Raw genomic sequence first — 21,383 nt, 5'->3', positions numbered from 1 at the left:
CCCAAGATAGTCCAGCAACGCTACATCTGGCCGCCCTCGAGGATCCGCCGCGCATCCTCCTGCGCCCGGAGTGCCACGTCCGTGACCACCTCACCCTTCACATGCCCGGCCGCGGAGATGATGCTCCGGAGTTCGGTTACGGTCAGGGGCGGACTGGTGCTGTGCGCCACGGCATGGCAGTTGTGGCAGAGCGGAACGAGGTCGGCAACGGGGTCAAGCTGATAAGGGCCGTCAAGCATGGATGGGGGAGCCAGGTGGTGGACGCCCATCACCCCCGTCCCCGCCCCGCTGTAGGCGGACTCGAAAGAGAAGCCGCAGGAGGCGCACGACGTGCCATGGAAGGCCAGGCAGGCCCGGCGCGCATCGGGGTCCCGCTCGTAGCGGCTCACCTGGATGGTGCTGACGGCCTCCGGCGGGAGGGTCCCGCCCGCCACCTCGGCAGGGTCCGCCGTGGATGGCCCGTGGTCCCGCCACAGCCGGCGCAGTACAGGCACGGACGACGGCGGCAGGGTCACCAGGGGCGGGCCCTTCACCCTGGCACGGAGGTCATTGGGGAGGGCCCCGCCCAGGATGCCGGGACGGATCTGCTCGCCGAGCGGCAGGAGTGAATCCAAAGCGAGCGCGAAGGACCAGCCATCGGGGACGGCATCCACACCGGCGGCAGCCTGATACGGCTCGGATGTCACGAACCCGTGGCCGATCAGGCCGCTCGCGGCGTCATTGCTGCCCTCCAGGAGGAGCCAGGCCTCGGTTCCCGGACTGACGTCAGGACGGAAGCCGGTGTGCCAGCGGTCCAGGAAGGTTCCGGACCCGGAGACCTGCGCGACGGCGGCACGGTAGTTCCAGCGGCGCAGTGTGTTGGCGTCGCAGCCGAGAATTACAGCAGCCACTGTCCACCAAACCCCGCCATGCGTCGTCGACCCCCACGCTCTGAAGGCGGGTTAGATCGGTTCCTTGGCGAGTGCCTTGGTCTTTGCGGGCGTCTCGCGCCCCAGGCGTTCATCCAGGGTGACGCGCAGCCGTGCGGCGGCAACCTGGACACGGTGCTCGGCCGGGGAGGCCTTTTTCGTGGCGGGCTTGGCAGCGCTGTTCCGGGGAGCGTGGACAAACCGGTGTTCAGGCGACGTGGCGCTCATGGTCCAACCTCCTTGGTACTGTCTTCATCCGTCGTTCCATTCTCGCCTAAGTTGCCGCGGCCGTCCACGAAGGCGGGTTCCTGCCCGGAGCCGGCGTCAGCCTCAGCCTCGTCGCCGTTATCGTCTCCGTCTCCGGACACGCTCTTCCAGGCGATGTCGAACAGCTCGAGCTCCTCGTTGCGGGCCAGTTCGCTCCGGGCCAGGACTTCCAGCGTCGCCAGCCCCAGCGCCTTGGTCCCTTCATCGGGGTCGAGTGCCCGGTCCAGCGCCCACTGGGTCCGTCGCCACCACTCGGCCCGGCTGTCCGACTCGGTCTTTTGCTGAAGGGCGTTGGCGTCGGCCTCGCGCTTCTGCTCCAGCGCTGTTTTGTCGGCGGCCGTGCGCTGCTTGAGCGTGCGCCAGTTGATGTAAAAGGCCAGCAACGCGGCGATGAGGACTGCCAGGGGTCCGAGGCCGGCCAGGATGACCCACCAGTCCGCCGGGCCGGAATGGACCACGACATCCAACGGGCCGGGGGAGGGAACAGGGGTCACCCGACCAGCTTAGGCCGCAGTGCGGCCGGCAGCCGGGTCGACACCCGCAGTCCGTTGCATCAGCCGCCGTGCCGTGAGATGAGGACAGGTCCGCGGGCGTGGTGCAAAACGGCGTGTGCGGTTGAACCGATGGTCTCCCTGAGGATGCCCCGGCCCTGGGACCCCACCACAACCATCCGGGCTTCCCCGGCGGCTTTGAGGATGGCGTGCGGGACCGACGTGTCCGCAAGTACTTCACCGTCCACGCGCACATGGGGCCCTTTGGCAGTTGCGCGGTTCAGTGCGGACGCCAGAACTTCCCGGGCTTCGGCGGCGTCCCGTCCTTCAGGCAGTTGATAGCCTGCGGGCTCGTGCCGGACGTGGACCACCTTGAGGGGTGCCTGCCATGCCGACGCAAGGGCGCATGCATCATCCAGTGCCGCCGGGGAACCCGAGGCATCGACGGCGGCGACGACCGGACCGTCCGGGTGGAGTTCCGGCCGGATCACGGCAACAGGGCAGGTGGCGGTGGCTGCCAGTTCCAGGCTCACGGAGCCCACCAGGAGGCCCAGGAAGCCGCCCAGGCCGCGGCTGCCCACCACGAGCATCCGTTCACCTGCGGAAATTTCGGCCAGAAGCTGCGCGGGCAATCCGTGCAGCAGGGTGCTCCTGACCTGGAGCCCGGGTACCTCCGCGGTGGCCACCGCCACGCCCTCCTCGAGGATGGACCTGGCCGACTGTTCCAGGCCGCTGCCCGACACGCCCGGGACCGGACCGAGGTGCCGGGTCAGCAGCGGCCACAGCGAACAGTGCACCACATGGAGGGAGGAGTCGGTGGCGTGTGCGCAGCGTGCCGCCCATCGGACGGCGGCGGCAGCCTCATCCGACCCGTCAAAGCCGGCCACAATGGACCCTGACTCCTGCGTCACGTCTCAGCGCTCCTGACCATCACGATCTTCACCGGCGGGACCTTCGGCCCTTTGGCGGGCCTGCTCGTTGGTTTCATCCTGATTCTAGGCAGTGGGGAGGGACATGGGCAGCATGGTGCGCCGGATCGTGTTGATGGTGCTCGCCCTGGCTGTCCTGCTGGTGGGGGCGGCCGCGCCAGCCACCGCTGTAGCGCCGGTGGCCGTCATTGTGGAGGACACGGCAGGGGTGCTCGACCAGAACACCCTGGTGCCCGCCGTCGAACGCATCCAGTTCTACGAGCCCACCCGCGTTGCCGTCTTCACCTACAACGGCAAGGCGGAGGACAACCTCAATGAAGAGGTCCTGAAATTTGCGCGGTCCAGGCATCCTGAGTGGATCAGCCCCGACGGCCAAAAATGGGCCGACGGACTGTTCATCTTCGCGCTCGACCCCGTGGGCCGGCATGTGGGAACGTACATGGGCGAGGACCGGAAGGTGTCGCTCGAGCAACGCAGTGACATCCAGGACGCCTCCAAGGAACTCTTCCGCGACGCCCAGTGGACGGACGGAACAGTGGCCGGCATCCGCCGCGGCGCAGAGCTCATCAACCAGCCCTGGTACCGCTCCGCGGCCTTTCTGGTCACCGCCTGGGTTACCGCGGGAACCGCGGCGCTGGGCGCAGCCGCATGGCTGATTGTCCGCGCCGTGACCAGGACCGGATGCCGAAAGCAGATAGAACGCGGGGACCGCAGCTACTCCAACGTGAGCATGGACCTGGACGTCACGGAACTGAATGCCGGAACCATACCCGAGTCATCCCGCTACGGCAGTCAGGTCCTGGAGAAACACCGCACGTTCCTTAGCCGCTATGCCACCGTTACGCAGCTTTCCAACCAGGTGCACGCACTGGGCAGGCGGGCCTTGAGCAGCCGGAAGAACCTCAAGCTTGCCCGGCAGTTCGCGGACAGCGCCGCCGAGCTGGATGCCCTGGATGACGTCATCGCGGACAGCAACGCCTTCCTGAACCGCGCCGACACTTGGCCAACGGCCTGGGACCGGCAGTTGGCCCCGTTCCGCAAGGACCTGGCCGGACTGGAGCAGCTCCTGGCCAAACGCCACGGGCAGGGGGACTCGGCAACGGCTGCCGCACTGCGGTCCTTCCGCGACGAAAGCCTGCGGGAGATCGAGCGGTGGACCGCCGAACTGGCCGACCGGCGGATTAGCCCGGAAGAGGCCCTGGACCGGCTCTATACGGCGCGTTCCCGGCTGTCCGAGCTGCTGGAGAACCATGCCGAAACGGTCATCCAGGGATTCGCCAGGAACGACCGCGAAGCACGCCTGATGCGCGAACAAATGGAGACGGCCCATGAGGGCACGGACCACCGGAGGCAGCGGACTTACGAACCGAGCATCCTTGGCACGGTGTACCCGTCCTACACGTTCTTCTCCGTGGCCACGTTCAACTCCGGCTTCAATACCGGGGTCAGCAGCGTCAATTCCGCCAGGGGCGGCGGCAGCACCACCGGTTATGGCAGCAGCGGTGGCAGCTTTTCCGGCTCCGGCAGCTCATCAGGCTTCTAGCGCAGCGGATACACAGCGCTGGCGGACACACAGTAGTGGGGCCCGTCGTTGGACGTGCCCCCACTGCCTGAATGCCTGGCCTGACCGGCGGGTTCCGCCGTCGGCTCTCTACGGCCCGGACCTAGGCGGCGCCGAGGGAGTTGAGCCTGCGGGTCCCGCGGCGGACGGTGTAGCGCGGGTGCGGCGGGGTAGCGAGGAGAACGTTTGGCGGAGGTGGCGCTACGTCCTGGATCAGGCCGGTACCTGCACACTCCCGTACTTCCTCGATGGCGGCCGCCGCCGCATGCTTGTCCGTGAACTGTCCGGAAACCGCCAGCACATGTCCATCGGGCATCACAAGCCGGAACCGAATCTGTGAATCATCATCGACAAACAGTTCGAACGTACCTGCCATAAGCCTTGTTCTCCTCAATCGTCCTGCCTCCATTGGTGAGGCTGCATGCCATGCCGGCAACGGCACGGCAAAACCCAGGGCGCACTACCCCATCGTGGTGCGCCTTTCGACCTAAACCACCATCTCAGAGGCCACGCGCCGGCTTTTAGGGACCAAGGTCCCTGATCACAGGTGCCCCGGGAAGTCAGGCCGTCACCCGGGACAAACGGATCAAGGCAACTCCGGTGGCAATGAACCACGCCCACAACAAGATGCCGTACCCCCAATAGAAGCCTGGGACTGCGTGGCGAAGGACCTCGCTGGCCACCCCCAGGGCACCGGTGGCGATGCCCAGCCATGCCAGATATCGCGGGAAAGATGCCTTGCCGGGCGTAAGCATCGCCAGTCCCATCAGCAGGATCCCAAGGGCGGAGAGGACGCCAACGATGGCCGGGGTGTTGTTCTCGGCGATGATTGCTTCGGCGGCGGTGGCATAGGCCCTGCGTTCCTCCTCGGTCCCGGCGGCCACGAAGCGGTCGCTGAGATAGACCAGGTTGAGGGAGCCCCGGCTGCTGACCGGAACGGCAAGCAGCAGCGCCCACGGCAGTGCACCAAAGACCAGTGCTATCAAGGGCAGGCTTTTCCGGTAGGCCGAGAGGGCCACGTAGAGGGCTGCGAAAACAAGCACGGGGAAGACGTTGGGCAGGATCCACAGGATCTGCTCGGCCACATAGCTGGCCTTGTTCGACGCGATGAACTCAAGGGTGGCCGCTCCGCCGTAAACGGGCGGGGGAGTCATGAAATCAATCACCAGGGCAGTGATCAGCAGAAACACAAACAGGATCGACGACGCCCCCGCGACGAGGAAGAGGAGCTTCCAGCCCTGTCGGTGCCCAGCGTGGCCAGTGGCGGCGCTGGCGGGACCTGGCACGATCCCTCCACGGTTCCGGCGGATTCCGGTGCGACTAATCCGGGCCTCAGGCGACCGGCCAGACCACCCTGGTTTGCCAGGTGGCAGGATCCGGCTGCTGTTCCGGATCGGTCAAGTAGTACTCCCACATGGAGTCGGCGGGGGAGGCGCCGTCGGCTTCGATGCTCTTCCTGATCGCATCGTACGTGGTGCCCAGCGTGTCGTACGGGCCCGTGTGGATGGCTTCGAAGGCATCCGTATTGGGAAGCGTGCTGCTGGCCACCTCACCGGTGCCGTGGAAATTCCCGGCGACCGGGAACCCGGCTTCGACGTCCACCGTTTCGCCCGGCATGCCGTGATACAGCGCGAACGGCGGCCCGGCCGGGCTGGCGCCCTGCATCTGGACCGCGGCCATCACGGCACCGAAGGCCCGGCCAAAGAAACTGGTCAGTGCATCCATGGGAACACGTTCGCGGACCACGGCGACGGGTTGTTCGGTGATGTGGATCTTTTGCGGCTGCTGGCCATTCTCAGTCATGCCATCAGCCTTGCCATCCGCGCCGGGAAGTGACAGGGCCATAGGACCCTAGGGGGCCACCCCTGATCATCCGGCTGCCTCGTACGCTTCAAGCATCCAGCCGCGGACCTCGGCATCGAGCTCCCTGCCGTCTGTGAGCTCCAGATGATGCATCCAGGTTCCGGGTGCCGGGTGGACGACCTGCTTGAAGCGCGGTGAGTCCAAGGCGCGGGGCAAGGCAAGGGACAGCACCAGTGGAACCGCGGATTTTACGTAGACCCCCGGCCGCCAGAGGTAGGCGTACCCGCGGCGCCGGCGGAAAGAGACCTGGCTCTTGCTGACCCGGACCTCATGGGGACCCAGTTCCGCTGCCATCTGCTCCGCTGCCCGGTAAAGCGCCAGGGCCACCGGGGCGCCGTCGAAAAAGCGTTCCACCGTCCAAGGCACGGCATTCATGGTGGGCTCCGGTTGTGCGTACGGATCAGGGCGCCTTCAACTCTCGCCCGGGACCCAGCGCCGGGGGAGTGCCAAAAGTCATGCCGCAGGGGTGGGCGGGGCCAAATGCCCTACCCGGGTTGACAGGATCAGGGTAGGTTCGGCTCTATGTGCGATGACCGTTTCCATCCCCTGCCGAAGTGTCGCGGATGAGGAAGCAGGCCGCCCCGCCTGCGGCAACCGGTGGGAGCGCCGGCAGCTTTGACGACGAGGGACCTGCCCGCTCGCCCGTCGAAAAGGCCAGGGGCTTCGTCCGGCGGTATCCCGTCGTCGCCCTCACCTGCCTGGTGCTCGCGGCCACCCTGGTGCTGCTGCCGTTCAACCTGGAACTCCAGGTCCGCGTGCTCGCGTCGGCCTACGCGGCCGTCATTGTGGTGGTACGGGCGGCCGGCATGGTCCGGTCGTTGCGGGAAGGACGTTGGGGGATCGACCTCCTGGCCCTGATGGCGATCGCCAGCACGGTAGTGGTGGGCGAGTATCTCGCCGCGCTGGTGGTCATCTTGATGCTCACGGGCGGCGAAGCGCTGGAAAACTTTGCCCAGGGACGGGCCGCGCGTGAACTGCGGTCCCTGCTGGACCGGGCCCCGCGTTTTGCCCACCGCGAGGGGTCGGGTGCCGTACTCGAGGAGACCCCGATCGGTGATGTGGCCCCGGGAGACGTCCTTGTGGTCCGGCCTTCGGAGCTGGTGCCCGTTGACGGTGAACTCCTGTCCGATTCAGCCAGCCTCGACGAATCATCGCTCACCGGCGAAAGCCTGCCCGTGGAACGCACCAGGGGGCAGGCACTGCTCAGCGGCGCGGTAAACGGAGTGGCCGCCATCCGCATGCGTGCATCGGCCAGCGCGGCCGACTCCCAATACAGCCGGATCATCGCCTTGGTCGAGGAAGCGTCCAACAGCCGCGCGCCGGTGGTCCGCCTGGCCGACCGCTATGCCGTTCCCTTCACCCTCCTGGCGCTGGCGATGGCCGGGACAGCCTGGTTCCTGTCCGGCGAGCCGCTCCGCTTCGCCCAGGTCCTGGTGGTGGCAACGCCCTGCCCGCTCCTCATCGCCGCCCCTGTGGCCTTTCTTGCCGGCACCAGCCAGGCCGCCCACAAAGGCATCATCATCAAGAACACGCGGACCCTCGAGCAACTTGCGAAGGCACAAACGGCGGTCTTCGACAAGACCGGAACGCTCACGTCAGGGCACCCCGTCCTGGACGACATCCAGCTGGCCCCGGGCTACGGCGAAGCCCTGGGGAGCCGAAGGATCCTGCAGCTGGCCGCCTCCGCTGAGCAGTACTCCTCGCACGTGCTGGCAGGCTCCGTGATTGAAGCCGCCAAGGCCGCCGGCCTTGGACTGCTGACGGTGCAACAGGCGACGGAGAGCGCCACCCACGGCGTGGACGCCGTTTGCGACGGGCAGCGGGTGGTGGTGGGGAAAGCAGGGCTGGTGCGGAGTTCATCAACCGGATTCCGGGAGGCAGCCGTGCGCAGCGGCCAGCTGGCTGTCCACGTGGCGGTGGACGGCCAGTACGCCGGCGCACTGATCATGAAGGACCCGTTGCGCCGCAACGCCGTGGACACCCTGGCCCGCCTGTACAGCCTGGGTGTCCGGAACACCATGCTCCTGACCGGTGATGCCCACGCCACGGCTGCGCACATCGCCGAGGAAGCGGGCATCGGCCGGGTCCAGGCCGAATGTCTTCCGGAGGACAAGGTCAACACGGTGGCCGGCATCCAGGAACGGCCCGTCCTGATGGTGGGCGACGGCGTCAACGATGCCCCCGTCCTGGCTGCGGCGGACGTGGGGATCGCCATGGGCGCCAAGGGGGCCACCGCCGCAAGTGAGTCCGCTGACGTGGTGGTCATGCTCGACGACGTCTCGAAAGTTGCGCAGGCCGTCGCCATTGGAAAGCGGACAGTGGCAGTGGCCCTGGTAAGCATCTGGACAGGAATCGGACTCAGCCTGGTACTGATGGCCATCGCCATGACGGGATACATTCCAGCCGTCGCCGGCGCCCTCCTGCAGGAGCTGGTGGATTTGGCAACCATCCTGAACGGCCTGCGGGCACTGCACGGTGCCGAGCCCAAGAGATAAGGCCAAACCTAAAAGACAGGGCCAAACTTAGAAGACAACGCCGATCAGCGTGGCAGCATGCCCCCAGCGGTGCCGCCCGGCATGACCTTTGGCCCTTCCCACCGTAATTCCCAGCCGGGATCGTGGTGTCCATGAATGCAGAAACAGGGGCCAAGCCTGTCATTGTGGGTGTCGACGGTTCTGAATACTCCTCTGCCGCCCTTCGCTACGCGGGCATGCTGGCAGCCCGGCTCGGCACGAGGCTGGAAGTCATCTCATGCGTTGGGATGCCGGACTACCTGGTGATGTCGCGTCTTGAAGGGGCGGACCGGCAGTTCACCGCCAGGCTTGAGGATGCTGCAGGGCGCCTGGTCGAGGACGCCCTGGGCCGGGCCTTTACCGCGGAACGGCCGGAAAACATCGACGTCACCATCAGGTTCGGGCCGCCGGCAAAGGTGCTGGTGGAGGAGAGCCGGCGTGCGCAGATGCTGGTGGTTGGCAGGCACGGCGAGGGCGGACTGCTGAAATCGTCCATGGGCTCCGTCAGCAAGGCCTGCGCTGCCCACTCCAACTGCCCGGTGCTGCTGGTAGGGCAGGAGGCGGACGCTGTGTGAGGGCCGCGGAGGGCCTGAGCTCTGAACGGGCGGCGGAACTCCTGAGGCAGGCGGGCCCCAACCAGCTTCCGACGGAAAAACCGGTATCCCAGTGGCGGAAGCTCTGGGGGGAGATGACGCATTTCTTCGCCCTCATGCTCTGGTGCGCCGCCGGGCTGGCCTTTATTGCGGACATGCCCCAACTGGCGGTGGCGATTATCGTCGTCGTCATAGTCAATGGGGTGTTCGCCCACATCCAGCAGGAACGCGCCCAGCACGCCGCCGCAAAGCTGCGGGGACTGCTGCCCGCCGACGTGGTGGTCCGCCGGGACGGGAAAGTGCGCAAGGTCGACGCCAGTGAACTGGTGGTGGGGGATGTGGTGCTGCTGGCTGCCGGCGACCGTGTGCCGGCAGACATGGTCCTCCTGACCGCCTCGGCCTGCGCGGTGGACGAATCGATGCTGACCGGAGAAAGCGAGCCGGTACCGAAAGCCCCAGGCGGCCAGGCGTGGGGCGGCACCTTCCTGGTTAATGGCTACGGGGAGGCGACCGTTTCCGCGACTGGTGCCGGCACCAGGCTGGCAGGAATCGCCGCCCTCACCAGCGGAGCGGTTGCACCGCCCACACCGCTGTCCATGGAACTGCGGCGGATTGTCCGGGTGACGGCCGGCATGGCATTGGGCATCGCCGCTGTCTTCTTCCTGGCATCGCTGCTGGTGGGTTTCCAGTGGCGCGATTCGTTTCTGTTCTCCATTGGCGTTGCCGTAGCTCTGGTGCCGGAAGGACTCCTGCCCACCGTCACGCTGTCCCTGGCCATGGGCGCCCAACGCATGGCATCGCGCAAGGGACTGGTGCGCAACCTGGAGGCCGTGGAAACCCTGGGCTCGACCACTTTCATCTGCACCGACAAGACCGGGACCCTCACGCAGAACCGGATGAACGCCGTCGAGGTCTTCACACCGGAAGGGTCCATCCAGGTGACAGGCGAGGGGTATGCCCCGGAGGCGCAGATCGAGGGCCGGGGCGTGGAGAAGGCAGCCCAGGCTGCGCTCGCCGCCCGGACCGCCTCACAGGGCCGCGCTGAATTGCACGACGGGCAATGGCGTGCCCAGGGTGACCCGATGGAAGCGGCCATGGACGCCCTTGCCCGCAGGCTGACCGGTTGGGTGTCCGCTCCTGTACCGTCGCGGAGGCTGCCATTCGACCCGGTACGGCGCAGGGAATCGGCAATCGTGGGTCCCGACCTGTACTGCAAAGGCGCCCCCGAAACCGTCCTTCCGGTGTGCGGATCCGTGCCGGGGCCGGTCAAGGAACAGGTGGAGGTGATGGCGAGACGCGGCCTGCGCGTCATCGCGGTGGCCCGGCGGCGGCTTGGGGGAGCCCCTGAAACATGGCAGTCCGCGTCAGCAGCGGAGCTCGAAACGGGCATGGAACTCCTGGGCCTGATCGGGCTGCAGGACCCGCCGCGGCCGGACGTTGGGGACGTGATCCGCACCGCGCGGCAGGCAGGGCTGCGGGTAGCCATGATCACCGGCGACCATCCTGCCACCGCGGCGGCAATTGCCCGGCAGATCGGCCTGACCGGGACACCCGAATACGTTCTGGAAGGCGCAGACCTCCCGGACGACGACCAGGTGCTCGGAGCACTCCTGGACCGTGACGGAGTGGTGGTCAGCAGGGTCTCACCCGAGCAAAAGCTTCGCGTCGCCAAGGCCCTGCAGTCCCGCGGGCACGTGGTGGCCATGACCGGCGACGGCGTCAACGACGGCCCGGCACTGCGCGAAGCCGACATCGGGGTGGCCATGGGCCTGAGCGGAACCGACGTGGCCCGCGAAGCCGCGGACCTGGTCCTCCTCGATGACCACTTCGGCACCATTGTGGCCGCCATCGAACAAGGCCGGGCAACCTACGCCAACATCCACAGGTTCCTTACCTACCACCTCACCGACAACGTGGCCGAACTGACCCCCTTCGTCATCTGGGCGCTCTCCGGCGGCCACTTCCCGCTTGCCCTGGGCGTCCTTCAAATCCTTGCCCTGGACATCGGCACCGACCTCCTGCCTGCGCTGGCCCTGGGCGCTGAGCCGCCGGGCAGACGCGTGCTGGCCCGTCCGCCTGAACGCAGGCACCTGATGGACCGGCGCTTGATCATCCGGGTCTTCTGCATCCTGGGCCCGGTGGAAGCCGCCGTGGAAATGGCAGTGTTCTCAGCTGTCCTGGCCGGTGGCGGCTGGACCCGCGGGCAGGTACCCCCGGCGCCCCTGCTGATGGCCGCGTCCGGTGCCGCCTTCACCGCCGTCGTCCTGGGACAGCTCGCCAACGCCTTCGCGTGCCGGAGCGCTACGGTGCCCCCCTGGAAGCTGGGCTGGGGCACCAACAAGCTGCTGGTGTGGGCCGTGCTGGCTGAAGCGGCCATCCTTGCCGTGTGCCTGTACGTGCCTTCCCTCGCCGCATTGCTGGGCCAGTCCCCGCCACCCCCGGAAGGCCTCCTCCTTGCACTCCTCGCAGCCCCGGCGGTCCTGCTTGCGGACTGGATCCATAAATCAGTCCGGGGGCGGCTGCGCCGCATCTAGGCGTGGCCGGCCGCCGGGACCAAAGCCTCTGACTGCCCCTGCTGCCCCGGGCAAGAATCAAGCCATGAGCGCCTCCGCAGAAACGTCCCTGGCCAACGTCAACGTGATGTGGATAGAAGACACCGGGATCGCGGACATCCCCTCGGTGGGAGGAAAGAACGCTTCCCTCGGGGAACTCAGCCGGGCACTGAAGTCCGCCGGTGTCAGGGTTCCTGAAGGGTTCGCCACCACGGCCTCCGCCTACCGCGCGTTCCTCGCCGCCAACAACCTGGAACCTCGGATCCGGAAACACATCGAGGACCAGCGGGCCGGGCGGTCGACACTTCGCCAGGCCGGGGCGGCAATCCGCGAACTGTTCCTGCAGGCCACCTTCCCGGAGGACATCGCCGGCGGCATCCAGGAACATTACCGGGCCCTGTGCCAACGCGCCGGACAGGCTGAGGCCGCTGTTGCTGTCCGCAGCAGCGCCACCGCCGAGGATCTGCCGGACGCCAGCTTCGCCGGCCAGCAGGAAACGTTCCTGAACGTGGCAGGGGAACGCGGCGTCCTGGAGGCATGCCGGCGCTGCTACGCCTCCCTGTTCACGGACCGGGCCATCAGCTACCGCGAAATGAAGGGCTATGACCACCTGGACGTTGCCCTGTCCGTGGGGGTCCAGCGGATGGTCCGATCGGACCTCGGGGCGTCCGGGGTGATGTTCTCGATCGACACGGAATCTGGTTTTCCCGGCGTGGTGGTCATCAGCGCCGCCTGGGGGCTGGGGGAGACCGTGGTCCAGGGGACCATCAACCCGGACAAGTTCCAGGTGTTCAAGCCGCTCCTGGCGGATCAGCGCTTCAGCCCGGTCATCGAGCGGGAACTGGGTGCAAAGGAACGCAAGATGGTTTACAGCCAGGGAGGGGATGCGCGGACCCGGACGGTCGAGACCACCGGGCGGGAACAGCGCTCGCTGGTGCTGGACGACCGGGAGATTGTCCTGCTGGCCCGCTGGGCGGTGGCGGTGGAGGACCACTACGGGCGTCCGATGGACATGGAATGGGCCAAGGACGGGATCACCGGCGAACTCTTCATGGTCCAGGCAAGGCCGGAAACAGTCCAGGCCCGCCGCAGCACCTCCACCTTCCGGACCTACCACCTGGACCGGCCCGGCCGGGTGCTGGTGACCGGTGCCGCGATCGGTGACTCCATTGCCAGCGGCCAGGCGTGCGTAGTCAGGGATGCGAAGGACATCGAATCCTTCGTGGACGGCTCAGTCCTGGTTACCCGCATGACTGACCCGGACTGGGTGCCCGTGATGAAGCGGGCCGCGGGGATCATCACCGACCACGGCGGCCCAACCAGCCACGCCGCGATCGTCAGCCGCGAACTGGGGGTGCCCGCCGTCGTGGGGACGCGCAACGCCACCGAAGTACTTCCCGACGGCGCCCAGGTCACCTTGTCCTGCGCGGAAGGGGAGGAGGGCCACGTCTACGAGGGGCTGCTCGAATTTTCGGTGGAGGAAGTGGACATGCAGGCACTTCCCGCCACCCGCACGGCCGTGATGATCAACATCGCCAGCCCGGCTGCCGCGTTCAAATGGTGGCGCCTGCCCGCGGCCGGCGTGGGCCTGGCCCGGATGGAGTTCATCATCAACAACCTGATCCGGGTCCACCCGATGGCCCTGGTCCATCCGGAAAGGGTGGCGGACCCGGAAGAGGCGGCATTGATCCGGAAGCTCACCAGCGGCTACCAGGACCCGCAGGAGTACTTCATTGACGTCCTGGCCACCGGCATCGCCAAAATCGCCGCACTGTTCCATCCCAAGCCGGTGATTGTGCGGCTCAGCGACTTCAAGAGCAACGAGTACAGCCACCTGATCGGCGGCAGCGCGTTTGAGCGCCCGGAGGAAAACCCCATGCTGGGGTTCCGCGGGGCGTCCCGCTACTACAGCAGCCACTACCGGGAGGGGTTCGCCCTGGAGTGCAGGGCCATCAAACGGGTACGGGAACAGGCCGGGTTCAGCAACGTCATTGTCATGGTGCCCTTCTGCCGCACGGTGCGGGAAGCGGACCAGGTCATCCAGGCCATGGAAGAGCACGGTCTGGTGCGCGGCGTGGACGGGCTGCAGCTGTACATGATGTGCGAGATTCCTGCCAACGTGGTCCTGGCGGAGGAATTCGCCAAGCGCTTTGACGGCTTCTCCATCGGGTCCAACGACCTCACCCAGCTGGTGCTTGGCGTGGACCGCGACTCGGAGGAACTTGCCGGACTGTTCGATGAGCGGGATCCGGCGGTGATGTCCATGATGGGCCAGGCGATCAGCAAGGCCCACGCCGCCGGCATCAAAATCGGCATCTGCGGGCAGGGGCCAAGCAACCATCCGGACCTGGCGGAGTTCCTGGTCAGCCAGGGGATCGATTCGGTGTCCCTTAACCCTGATACCTACGTAAAAACGTTGCCCGTCATTGCAGCGGCGGAGGCCGCCGCTGACAGGGTCCGGGCGGCTGGCCGGCCGTCGCCGTGAAAGGGCCCGGCTGAAAGTGCCTGGCTGAGGTGCCTGGCACCTCAAGGGATGGTCCCCTCAGGGAGCCAGGCACCGGCGTCGTACCCTGGCTGTCCTCAACCCCTGCTGATGGGGATCTTCGACGCCGCCGCGGCTGCCTGTCCCTGGTCCGGCATGGGCGCCCGGACTTCAAGGACGCCGTCCTTGTAGGAGGCGGTGACGTCACCCTGCTGGACGCCGCCGGGAAGGGGAATCCGCCGGACGAAGGACCCGTACCGGAACTCGGACCGGTAGCTGTCCTTGTCCTTTTGCTCCTTCTTCTCCTGCCGCTCCGCCTTGATGGACAGCACGCCGTCGGAAACCGTCACGTCGACGTCCTTTTCCGGATCGATGCCGGGCAGTTCGGCGCGCACCACGAGTGTGTTGCCGTCCACCATCTCCTCAACCCGGATGGCCGAGGAACCCACGTCGCCTTCGAAAAGCCTTTCGATGACATCCATCGGGGAACGGCGGCTTTCGAACCATTTCATCAGGTCAGTCATTGTTGCCCCCTGCTCATCTGGATACCGGACCATCGCGGTGCCCGGCATTTCCACCATCCGCTTCCCGGGATGCCGGTTCCAGAGTCAAAGGTCCCAGCCCCGGCCCATCGGCGGCGGCGGGCCGGCGGCGGGTCAGACGGCCGATGATTTCGATGGCCGCGCACCCTGCCGCGGCCACTGCAACCGCGGGCACCAGCAGCCCGGCTGGCGGCCAGTCCACGCGGAAGAACTCCTGCGTCAACGGCACGGTGAACAGCAGGACCAGGCCCGCGTACATCCCGGCGAGGATCAGGACCTTGGTCAGGTTGAGGGGACGGGATGCCATCACCAGGATCCACGCCGCCACCAGGCCCAGGGTCACGGTGGCCGCCGATTGCGCGGCTTCCTGGCTGTGGCCGCTCCAGATCTGGGCATAGCCGCTGACCGCGAGGACGCACAGGGCTCCGCAGATTCCTGCCGGTACGGCGAAGGCAAGCGAGCGCCGGAGGAATCCCGGTGCGTAACGCTGGCCGCCGGGCTGCAGGGCCAGGAAGAACGAAGGCAGGCCAATGGTCAGTCCGTCCAGCGCGGACAGTTGCCGGGGAAGGAACGGAAAGGCCAGCAACAGGATGCCGGTCACTATGGAGATGACCGTGGCGTAGACGGTCTTGCTCAGGAAGACCAGGGAGACACGCTCAATGTTGCTGATGGCCCGGCGCCCCTCATCCACCACCGCCGGCAGCCTTTCGAACCGCCCGTCCAGGAGCACAAGCCGGGCCACGGCTTTGGTCGCCGGCGAGGCCGAGTCCATGGCGATGCCCAGGTCCGCCTCCTTGAGGGCCAGGACGTCGTTCACCCCGTCCCCAGTCATTGCCACCGTGTGCCCCCGCCGTTTCAGGGCCTGGATCAGGTCCCGCTTCTGGGACGGCGTCACGCTTCCAAAGAGGTCGCAGGCTTCCACTGCCTCCTCCAGCTGGAGCGGGTCCAGGGGCAGTGTGCGGGCGTCATAGGCAGCACCGGAGCCAAAACCCACCGCACCTGCCAGGGCCGCCACTGTCCGGGGATCATCACCGGAGATGATCTTGACGGAAACCCCCTGGCGCCGGAAATAGTCGAGCGTCGCGGCGGCATCACGGCGGATGCTCTCGCGGAAGGTCAGGATCATGACGGGCACCAGGTCCGTGGGCAGGCCACTGTCCGCGGCGCCGGACGGCAAAGGCGCCGGAAGGTGGGCCAGGGCCAAAGTCCGGAGGCCGGTGGAGGCGAGGGCGGCGGCCTTGCCATGGGCCCGGACGCTTCCGGCAGAACCGAGCACCGCATCCGGTGCTCCCAGGATCCAGGTTCCGACCGCGGCTGACTCCGGCCCGAACGTTGCCGAACTCCACTTCCGGGCTGACGAAAACGGAACGGAAGCCTGCTCCTGCAGCGGTCGCTGGACGGGAAAGGCTGCCCCGATCGCAGCCGCGGTGCTGCTGGCGTCCGCATTGGCGCCGAACCATTCCAGTGCCGCCCGCCACCCGGCCGCCCGGGCCGTCCCGGCATCGTGGATGGCGTCGAACACGATGGAACCGGAGGACAACGTGCCTGTCTTATCGAGGCAGAGGACGTCCACCCTGGCCAGGACCTCCACCGCGGCAAGTTCCTGGATGAGGACCTTTTGGCGGGCCAGGCGCAGGCCGCCCACGGCAAACGCCACGCTGGTCATCAGGAGCAGGCCCAGGGGAATCATGGCCATGATGCCTGCGATCGCCCCCACGGCGGCCGGTATCCACCGCCCCGACCCGAGAGCGCCAGCCCATCCGCCCTGATCCTGCATCTGCGCATTGGTGAGGAGCAGGGCTGTGGGCAGGAGCAACCAGGTGATGACGGTAAAGACTTTTTCCAGGCCCCTGCGGATCTCAGACGTGACCAGGGAAAACCGTCGTGCTTCGGCGGCCAGCCGGTAGGCGAACGTGTCCGGCCCTACCCGCAGCACCGTGGCCCGGCCGTTGCCTGCCAGGATCAGCGACCCGGACAGCAGCACCGCGCCGGCGGTTTTGGGGACGGGCTCCGACTCGCCGGTCAGCAGGGACTCGTCCACCTCAAGCGGGCTGTCGCCCAGAAGCAACAGGTCCGCCGCGACCTGGTCTCCGGCGTTGAGGACAACGAGATCGTCCCGCACCAGATCTTCTGAGGAAATGCTCTCCCTGGTCCCGTTCCTGACCACCGTGCTCCGGGCAGCCTGCAGAATGGCCAGCTGGTCCAGCGACCGCTTGGCCCGGTACTCCTGGACGATGCCGATCAGCGAATTGCTGATGGCTGACAGGCCGAAGAGCGCATCACGCCACTGGCCAAGGAACAGGAGCAGGATGAAGCACCCGCCCACCACGCCGTTGAAGAGGGTGAACACGTTGGCCTGGACGATTTCACGGACGCTCCTGCTGGTTGCCGTGGGCACGCTGTTGATGCGGCCGGAAGCGGTCCGTTCGCGTACTTCGGCCGTGGAGAGCCCGTCCCGGGCATGGCGCAGGTCCATTCCCGGGACCGGCGTCCCGTTTTCCCCGGCTGGTGGCATGGTGCGGCAGGCAGCAGGCCCGGTCAGCCGTTGTGCTTGTGCATGCGGGTGATCACGGTGGGGCACGGCGGCTGGGTCAGCACCGCGTGCGCCGTGGAACCCAGCACGAGTCTTTCGAAGCCGCCCTTTCCGCGGCTGCCCAGGACCAGCAGCCGGGCGCCTGCGGCAGCCCGGAGCAGGGCGTCCGCCGGCTCCAGCACGGTTTCCATCACGGTGTGCACCACCAGGTCCGGATAGTCCTGCCGGAGTCCCGCCTCGGTTTCGGAGAGCACGATCTGCTCTTCCTCGACCACATGGGTGGCAAAGCTGCTCTGCGGGAGCCCGGCCGCGATCCACCGGTTGGGGCCGGTGAAAGCGTAGAGCACCGTCAGTTCCTCACCGAGCGCATCAGCTTCGGCGGCCGCGAACGCCACTGCCTGCGTTGACTCCCGCGACCCATCCACGCCAACCAGGATGCCGCGGCCCTCCGCCTGGCCCTCACCGATGACAGCAACGGGGCACTCAGCCGTGGCAGCCGCCTGCAGCGCGCGGTCCGTCAGCGCACCGCGGTTGTGCCCGCTGGTGCCCAGGACAAGCATGGAGGCGTTCCTGGAATAGTCACCCAGTGCCGCCCCCACTCCTCCTTCGAGGAGCTGGAGCGAAATCTGCAGGCCGGGTTCGGCGGCGACGGCTTTTTCGCCGGCCTCCTTCAGGAGGCCCAGGCCTGATTCACGCAGGACTTCGAGGTAGGGGAGCACTTCCGCCGCCATCCACCGGTCGTCCACAACGTTCACGACGGCGAGGGGACACTTGAGCCGGTTGGCCCGGGCTGCTGCCCACAACAGGGCGGCATTGGACGCCGCAGTGTCTGAGATGCCGACGGCGATTGGCTTGGCAGGTGCCATGGGAAACCATCCTTTGGGGGTTCTGGTGAGGGGTGTCAGGTCGGGCTGGGTGGCTAGTCTGCGGTGGGCTCCCGCGGCGGCCACCAATGGGTGGGAGCGGCGATCACGAACCTCCGGCCGGTGATCTTCTCCGGCGTGATCCGGATCAGGATATTTTTTTGACCCGGCTGCCAGGGGGACAGGCCGGCCTCCATGGCATCCCTGGTTTCCTCTTCATCGGACACCACCATGGCATGGCCCTTCAGGACGACGCTCCAGGCGATGGTGCCGTACTGGTTCATTCCGTCCGCCTCGACGGCGACCGCTTTCCGGTCCGTCAGGGAAGCAAGCTTTGTTCCTTCGCCGGTACGCATGAGCAACGTGCCGTTGGTGGGGACAAAATTCACCGGGTAGTTCTCCACGGTGCCGCCGTCGGTGAAGGCAATCCTGCAAAGGGACGTTGACCTGAGGTATCGCCAGCAATCGTGGACGCCGAGTTCCTTGATTTCCGGTTCTGCCGCTGCGCTGTTCATGGCCGTAGCCTAGGGCGGCCGGCTTGCCAAGGATAGGGAAGAAGGTCCCGCACCCCGCATGCCCCCCATTACCAAGCTCACTGAGGGTATTTTCCCCCCGGCTCTCCTAGAATGGGAGGCGAAGCGTCTTCATGCCCAGGTGAAGGCGGCACTGGGGGCGGAGGCCGGCACTTCCGTTTCGTGCACTTAGACCGCGCCAAGGACCCGCAGCGCCGCAGGTTCCTGCCGCAGGAGGTGGGACGTGAGCACTGAGCGGCCTTGGCACTCTCCGATGAGGGATCCGGTGGAAGACCTGCAGCGGGACTTCACCGTCCGGGGAGATGGCCTGCCGGACAACCAGGAGCGGATTAACGGCCTGTTGGCCGCGGTGGTGGCCCTCGCCGAGGACCTCAGCCTGGAAACCGTCCTGGACCGCCTGGTGCGGTCCGCCTGCGCCCTGGTGGGCGCCAAGTATGGAGCCTTGGGTGTCATCGGCGAGGACCGCCGGTTGAGCCACTTCATCACTGTGGGCATCGACGAACAAGACATCCGTTCCATCGGCGAACTGCCCACGGGCAATGGCGTCCTGGGCCTGCTCATCCGTGACCCAAAGCCGTTGCGCCTGCACGACCTCGGCCGGCATCCCATCACTTCAGGCTTTCCCCCGAACCACCCGCCCATGCGGACCTTCCTGGGCGTCCCCGTCCGCGTCCGGGATGAAGTGTTCGGAAACCTCTACCTGACCGAGAAACAGGGCGGGGAGGACTTCACCGTGGAGGATGAGGACCTTGCCGTTGCCCTGGCGGCCGCGGCCGGCGTGGCAATCCAGAACGCCCGCCTCTTTGAAAACAGCAGCCGCCGGCAGAAATGGCTGGAGGCAGGCATGGAGCTGAGCAGCCGCCTGATCATGACCCCGCAACCGGGGGACGCGGGCAGCCTGGACGCCGTTGCCGAGACCGCCTTGAAGGTGTCCGATTCGGCGCTTGCGGTGATTGCGGTGCCGGCGGGCGATGGTGCGCTGCGGTGCAGGGCCTGCCTTGGCGTGCAGGGCCTCCAGACAGGCCAGGAACTGATAGCCTCCGAGGCGGTCTCCGGCGTGATCCAGAACGGCGGGTCGTTCGTGGCACAGGACCCGCGGCAGGTTTTCGAAGACAGGATGGCAGAGAAGCTCGGCTCCGTCCTTGTGTTTTCGCTGGGGCACAGCGCCGGCGACAACGGGGTCCTCCTGTTGGCCCGCGCACAAGGAGCGCCCGCATTCAACCAGGCTGAGGCGGAGTCCAGTGCCATCTTCGGGAGCCGGATTGGGCTGGCGCTGGACCTGGCGCGGGTGAATGCCCTGCGTGAACAAAACCTCCTGTTCACCGACCGGGAGCGGATCGCCCGGGACCTCCATGACCTGGTGATCCAACGCTTGTTTGCTGCCGGACTCAGCATCCAGACCCTGCGCCGCTACACCCTGGACCCGGTGGCGCACGAACGGATTGCCGCCGTGACCACCGAACTCGATGACACCATCCGAAAGCTCAGGGACACCATCTACTCGCTCAGGACCGCGGATGAGGAACGCGAACCCCTGACGGGCCGTATCCTGCGCGTGGTCCGGGAAAGCTCACGCAGTTACGCCGTCACTCCCAAGGTCTCCCTGGACGGACCGGTCGATTCGATCGGGGAAGACGTGGCTGTCCATTTGTTGTCGGTGGCGTCAGAGGGCCTCAGTAACGCTTTGCGGCATTCCGGCGGAGACGAAATCCAGGTCTCGGTCGCCGTTGGCCAGAACCAGGTGGAGCTCCTCATCAGTGACAACGGCCACGGTTTCACCGAACCTGTCCAGGTAAGCGGCCTTGCAAACATGCGCAACCGCGCCGGGCAACTGAAGGGCAGCTGCGTCATCGAGAGTGTCCCCGGCGGGGGCACCTGCGTGAAATGGTCCGTGCCGCTGGCGTAAGTCCCGGCCAGGGTGCGGTTCAGGCAGAGTCCGTGGAGCTCTTGGTAACGTACACGGCGGCTTGTGTCCGGCGCTCGAAACCCAGTTTGGCCAGGATGGACGACACGTAATTCTTGACGGTCTTCTCGGCCAGAAACAGGTCATCGCCGATCTGGCGGTTGGTCAACCCCTGGCCGATCAGGGCCAGCACCTTTTTCTCCTGCGCGCTCAGGCCGTCCAACCGGGGGTCGGTGGGCACCGTGGACAGCCCCGCAATGATCTGCTGTTCGACTCCCGGATCAAAAAGGGACTCGCCCGCAGCGGCCCGGCGGATACCCGCCAGGAGGTCATCACTCCTGATTTGCTTCAGGATGTACCCTGACGCGCCGGCCAGGACCGCCCCACGGAGGGCCTGTTCGTCGTCGTAGCTGGTGAGGATCAGGCAGCGCAGCCGGGGATCGAGTGAACGCACATCCCGGCAGACCTCGATCCCGGTGCCGTCCGGAAGCCGGCCGTCCAGTATGGCGATGTCAGGGTGCAGGGCGGGGATGCGCCGCGTGGCCTCGGCCGCGGATCCGCTCTCGCCGACCACAAGGAACCCTTCGCCTTCCAGCAGGTCCTTCAGCCCCTGCCGGACAAGTTCGTGGTCATCAAGGATGAACACGCGGACCTGCCCGGAAGATCCTGCCGCTTCATCAGCCCCAGTTTCATGCATCTGCACCGAACGCTCCCAAAATCTTCACCACCCCGTCCCGCCTGCGCGGGCCAGGCCCCGGAAGGGCCTGGGTCCCATTGTTCCCTGCCGGGCGTTGTGCCGGAAGGGACCAAAGTCCGCCGGGCACCCCATGTCGCTGCCGGTGCTGCGCAT

19 protein-coding genes are annotated in these 21,383 nt (G+C 66.8%); 6 read left to right on the top strand and 13 right to left on the bottom strand.

The window, feature by feature from the left end; translation table 11 throughout:
* Nucleotides 1-20: 20 nt before the first annotated feature.
* The 4 genes from LDO22_RS04275 to LDO22_RS04260 are packed head-to-tail and all read right to left on the bottom strand — an operon-like array spanning nucleotide 21 to nucleotide 2,577.
* On the bottom strand, nucleotides 21-890 hold the full coding sequence (locus LDO22_RS04275) for a restriction endonuclease (RefSeq protein ID WP_224026213.1): 870 nt from the start codon (nucleotides 888-890) through the stop codon (nucleotides 21-23).
* 51 nt (nucleotides 891-941) lie between these two features.
* The gene (locus tag LDO22_RS04270; protein ID WP_159631839.1) at nucleotides 942-1,136 is read right to left on the bottom strand and encodes a hypothetical protein; all 195 of its coding nucleotides are present in this window, start codon (nucleotides 1,134-1,136) and stop codon (nucleotides 942-944) included.
* Nucleotides 1,133-1,669 carry a hypothetical protein gene (locus LDO22_RS04265; RefSeq protein WP_224026212.1) on the bottom strand — a complete coding sequence of 179 codons (537 nt, stop codon included), beginning with the start codon at nucleotides 1,667-1,669 and terminating at the stop codon, nucleotides 1,133-1,135. Before LDO22_RS04265 ends, LDO22_RS04270 begins: the two co-directional genes overlap by 4 nt.
* 59 nt (nucleotides 1,670-1,728) lie before the next feature.
* On the bottom strand, nucleotides 1,729-2,577 hold the full coding sequence (locus LDO22_RS04260) for a universal stress protein (RefSeq protein ID WP_224026211.1): 849 nt from the start codon (nucleotides 2,575-2,577) through the stop codon (nucleotides 1,729-1,731).
* Nucleotides 2,578-2,680: 103 nt separating this feature from the next.
* Between LDO22_RS04260 and LDO22_RS04255 the strand changes: the two genes are divergently transcribed.
* Nucleotides 2,681-4,138, top strand: coding sequence for a DUF5129 domain-containing protein (locus LDO22_RS04255; protein WP_224026210.1), 1,458 nt, complete (start codon nucleotides 2,681-2,683; stop codon nucleotides 4,136-4,138).
* Nucleotides 4,139-4,259: 121 nt separating this feature from the next.
* Here the strand turns inward: LDO22_RS04255 and LDO22_RS04250 are convergent, their stop codons facing one another.
* The 4 genes from LDO22_RS04250 to LDO22_RS04235 form a co-directional block, all read right to left on the bottom strand.
* Nucleotides 4,260-4,532 carry a YegP family protein gene (locus tag LDO22_RS04250; protein ID WP_159631842.1) on the bottom strand — a complete coding sequence of 91 codons (273 nt, stop codon included), beginning with the start codon at nucleotides 4,530-4,532 and terminating at the stop codon, nucleotides 4,260-4,262.
* Nucleotides 4,533-4,716: 184 nt separating this feature from the next.
* Nucleotides 4,717-5,442 (bottom strand): DUF4386 family protein, encoded by a 726-nt coding sequence (locus tag LDO22_RS04245; protein WP_224026209.1) that lies wholly within the window; start codon nucleotides 5,440-5,442, stop codon nucleotides 4,717-4,719.
* Nucleotides 5,443-5,488: 46 nt separating this feature from the next.
* Nucleotides 5,489-5,959, bottom strand: a complete 471-nt coding sequence (locus tag LDO22_RS04240) for a GyrI-like domain-containing protein (RefSeq protein ID WP_224026208.1) — start codon at nucleotides 5,957-5,959, stop codon at nucleotides 5,489-5,491.
* 66 nt (nucleotides 5,960-6,025) lie between these two features.
* Nucleotides 6,026-6,394, bottom strand: coding sequence for a DUF5655 domain-containing protein (locus LDO22_RS04235; protein ID WP_224026207.1), 369 nt, complete (start codon nucleotides 6,392-6,394; stop codon nucleotides 6,026-6,028).
* Between the two features lie 188 nt (nucleotides 6,395-6,582).
* Between LDO22_RS04235 and LDO22_RS04230 the strand changes: the two genes are divergently transcribed.
* From LDO22_RS04230 to ppsA, 4 genes are all read left to right on the top strand, one after another.
* Entirely contained in the window at nucleotides 6,583-8,514 is a 1,932-nt protein-coding gene (locus LDO22_RS04230; protein ID WP_224026206.1) for a heavy metal translocating P-type ATPase, read from the top strand.
* A 131-nt stretch (nucleotides 8,515-8,645) separates the two neighbouring features.
* Entirely contained in the window at nucleotides 8,646-9,107 is a 462-nt protein-coding gene (locus LDO22_RS04225; RefSeq protein ID WP_224026205.1) for a universal stress protein, read from the top strand.
* Complete coding sequence (locus LDO22_RS04220) at nucleotides 9,104-11,659, top strand: cation-transporting P-type ATPase (protein ID WP_224026204.1); 2,556 nt, start codon at nucleotides 9,104-9,106, stop codon at nucleotides 11,657-11,659. The genes LDO22_RS04225 and LDO22_RS04220 overlap by 4 nt, the downstream gene beginning before the upstream one ends.
* A gap of 64 nt (nucleotides 11,660-11,723) precedes the next feature.
* Nucleotides 11,724-14,162 carry a phosphoenolpyruvate synthase gene (gene ppsA / locus LDO22_RS04215; protein WP_224026203.1) on the top strand — a complete coding sequence of 813 codons (2,439 nt, stop codon included), beginning with the start codon at nucleotides 11,724-11,726 and terminating at the stop codon, nucleotides 14,160-14,162.
* A gap of 95 nt (nucleotides 14,163-14,257) precedes the next feature.
* On the opposite strand, the gene LDO22_RS04210 is transcribed toward ppsA, so the two are convergent.
* Genes LDO22_RS04210 through LDO22_RS04195 form a run of 4 tightly spaced genes read right to left on the bottom strand, consistent with a single transcriptional unit; the run spans nucleotide 14,258 to nucleotide 18,612 of the window.
* Nucleotides 14,258-14,683, bottom strand: a complete 426-nt coding sequence (locus LDO22_RS04210; RefSeq protein ID WP_224026202.1) for an Hsp20/alpha crystallin family protein — start codon at nucleotides 14,681-14,683, stop codon at nucleotides 14,258-14,260.
* A 13-nt stretch (nucleotides 14,684-14,696) separates the two neighbouring features.
* A complete protein-coding gene (locus LDO22_RS04205; protein ID WP_224026201.1) occupies nucleotides 14,697-17,216 on the bottom strand; it encodes an HAD-IC family P-type ATPase in 2,520 nt (839 codons plus the stop codon).
* Between the two features lie 23 nt (nucleotides 17,217-17,239).
* Nucleotides 17,240-18,100, bottom strand: coding sequence for a universal stress protein (locus LDO22_RS04200; RefSeq protein ID WP_224026200.1), 861 nt, complete (start codon nucleotides 18,098-18,100; stop codon nucleotides 17,240-17,242).
* A gap of 53 nt (nucleotides 18,101-18,153) precedes the next feature.
* Nucleotides 18,154-18,612 carry a pyridoxamine 5'-phosphate oxidase family protein gene (locus LDO22_RS04195; protein WP_224026199.1) on the bottom strand — a complete coding sequence of 153 codons (459 nt, stop codon included), beginning with the start codon at nucleotides 18,610-18,612 and terminating at the stop codon, nucleotides 18,154-18,156.
* 271 nt (nucleotides 18,613-18,883) lie between these two features.
* Here LDO22_RS04195 and LDO22_RS04190 point away from each other — a divergent pair, with 271 nt between their 5' ends.
* Entirely contained in the window at nucleotides 18,884-20,536 is a 1,653-nt protein-coding gene (locus LDO22_RS04190; protein WP_224027157.1) for a GAF domain-containing sensor histidine kinase, read from the top strand.
* A gap of 19 nt (nucleotides 20,537-20,555) precedes the next feature.
* On the opposite strand, the gene LDO22_RS04185 is transcribed toward LDO22_RS04190, so the two are convergent.
* On the bottom strand, nucleotides 20,556-21,230 hold the full coding sequence (locus LDO22_RS04185; RefSeq protein ID WP_159631855.1) for a response regulator transcription factor: 675 nt from the start codon (nucleotides 21,228-21,230) through the stop codon (nucleotides 20,556-20,558).
* Between the last annotated feature and the right edge of the window lie 153 nt (nucleotides 21,231-21,383).

This window comes from Arthrobacter sp. NicSoilC5 (genome assembly GCF_019977395.1).
In the GTDB taxonomy this organism is placed as follows: Bacteria; Actinomycetota; Actinomycetes; order Actinomycetales; family Micrococcaceae; genus Arthrobacter.
Note: the sequence above shows the minus strand (reverse complement) of the source record. Positions and strands in the feature narration are given on the sequence as shown.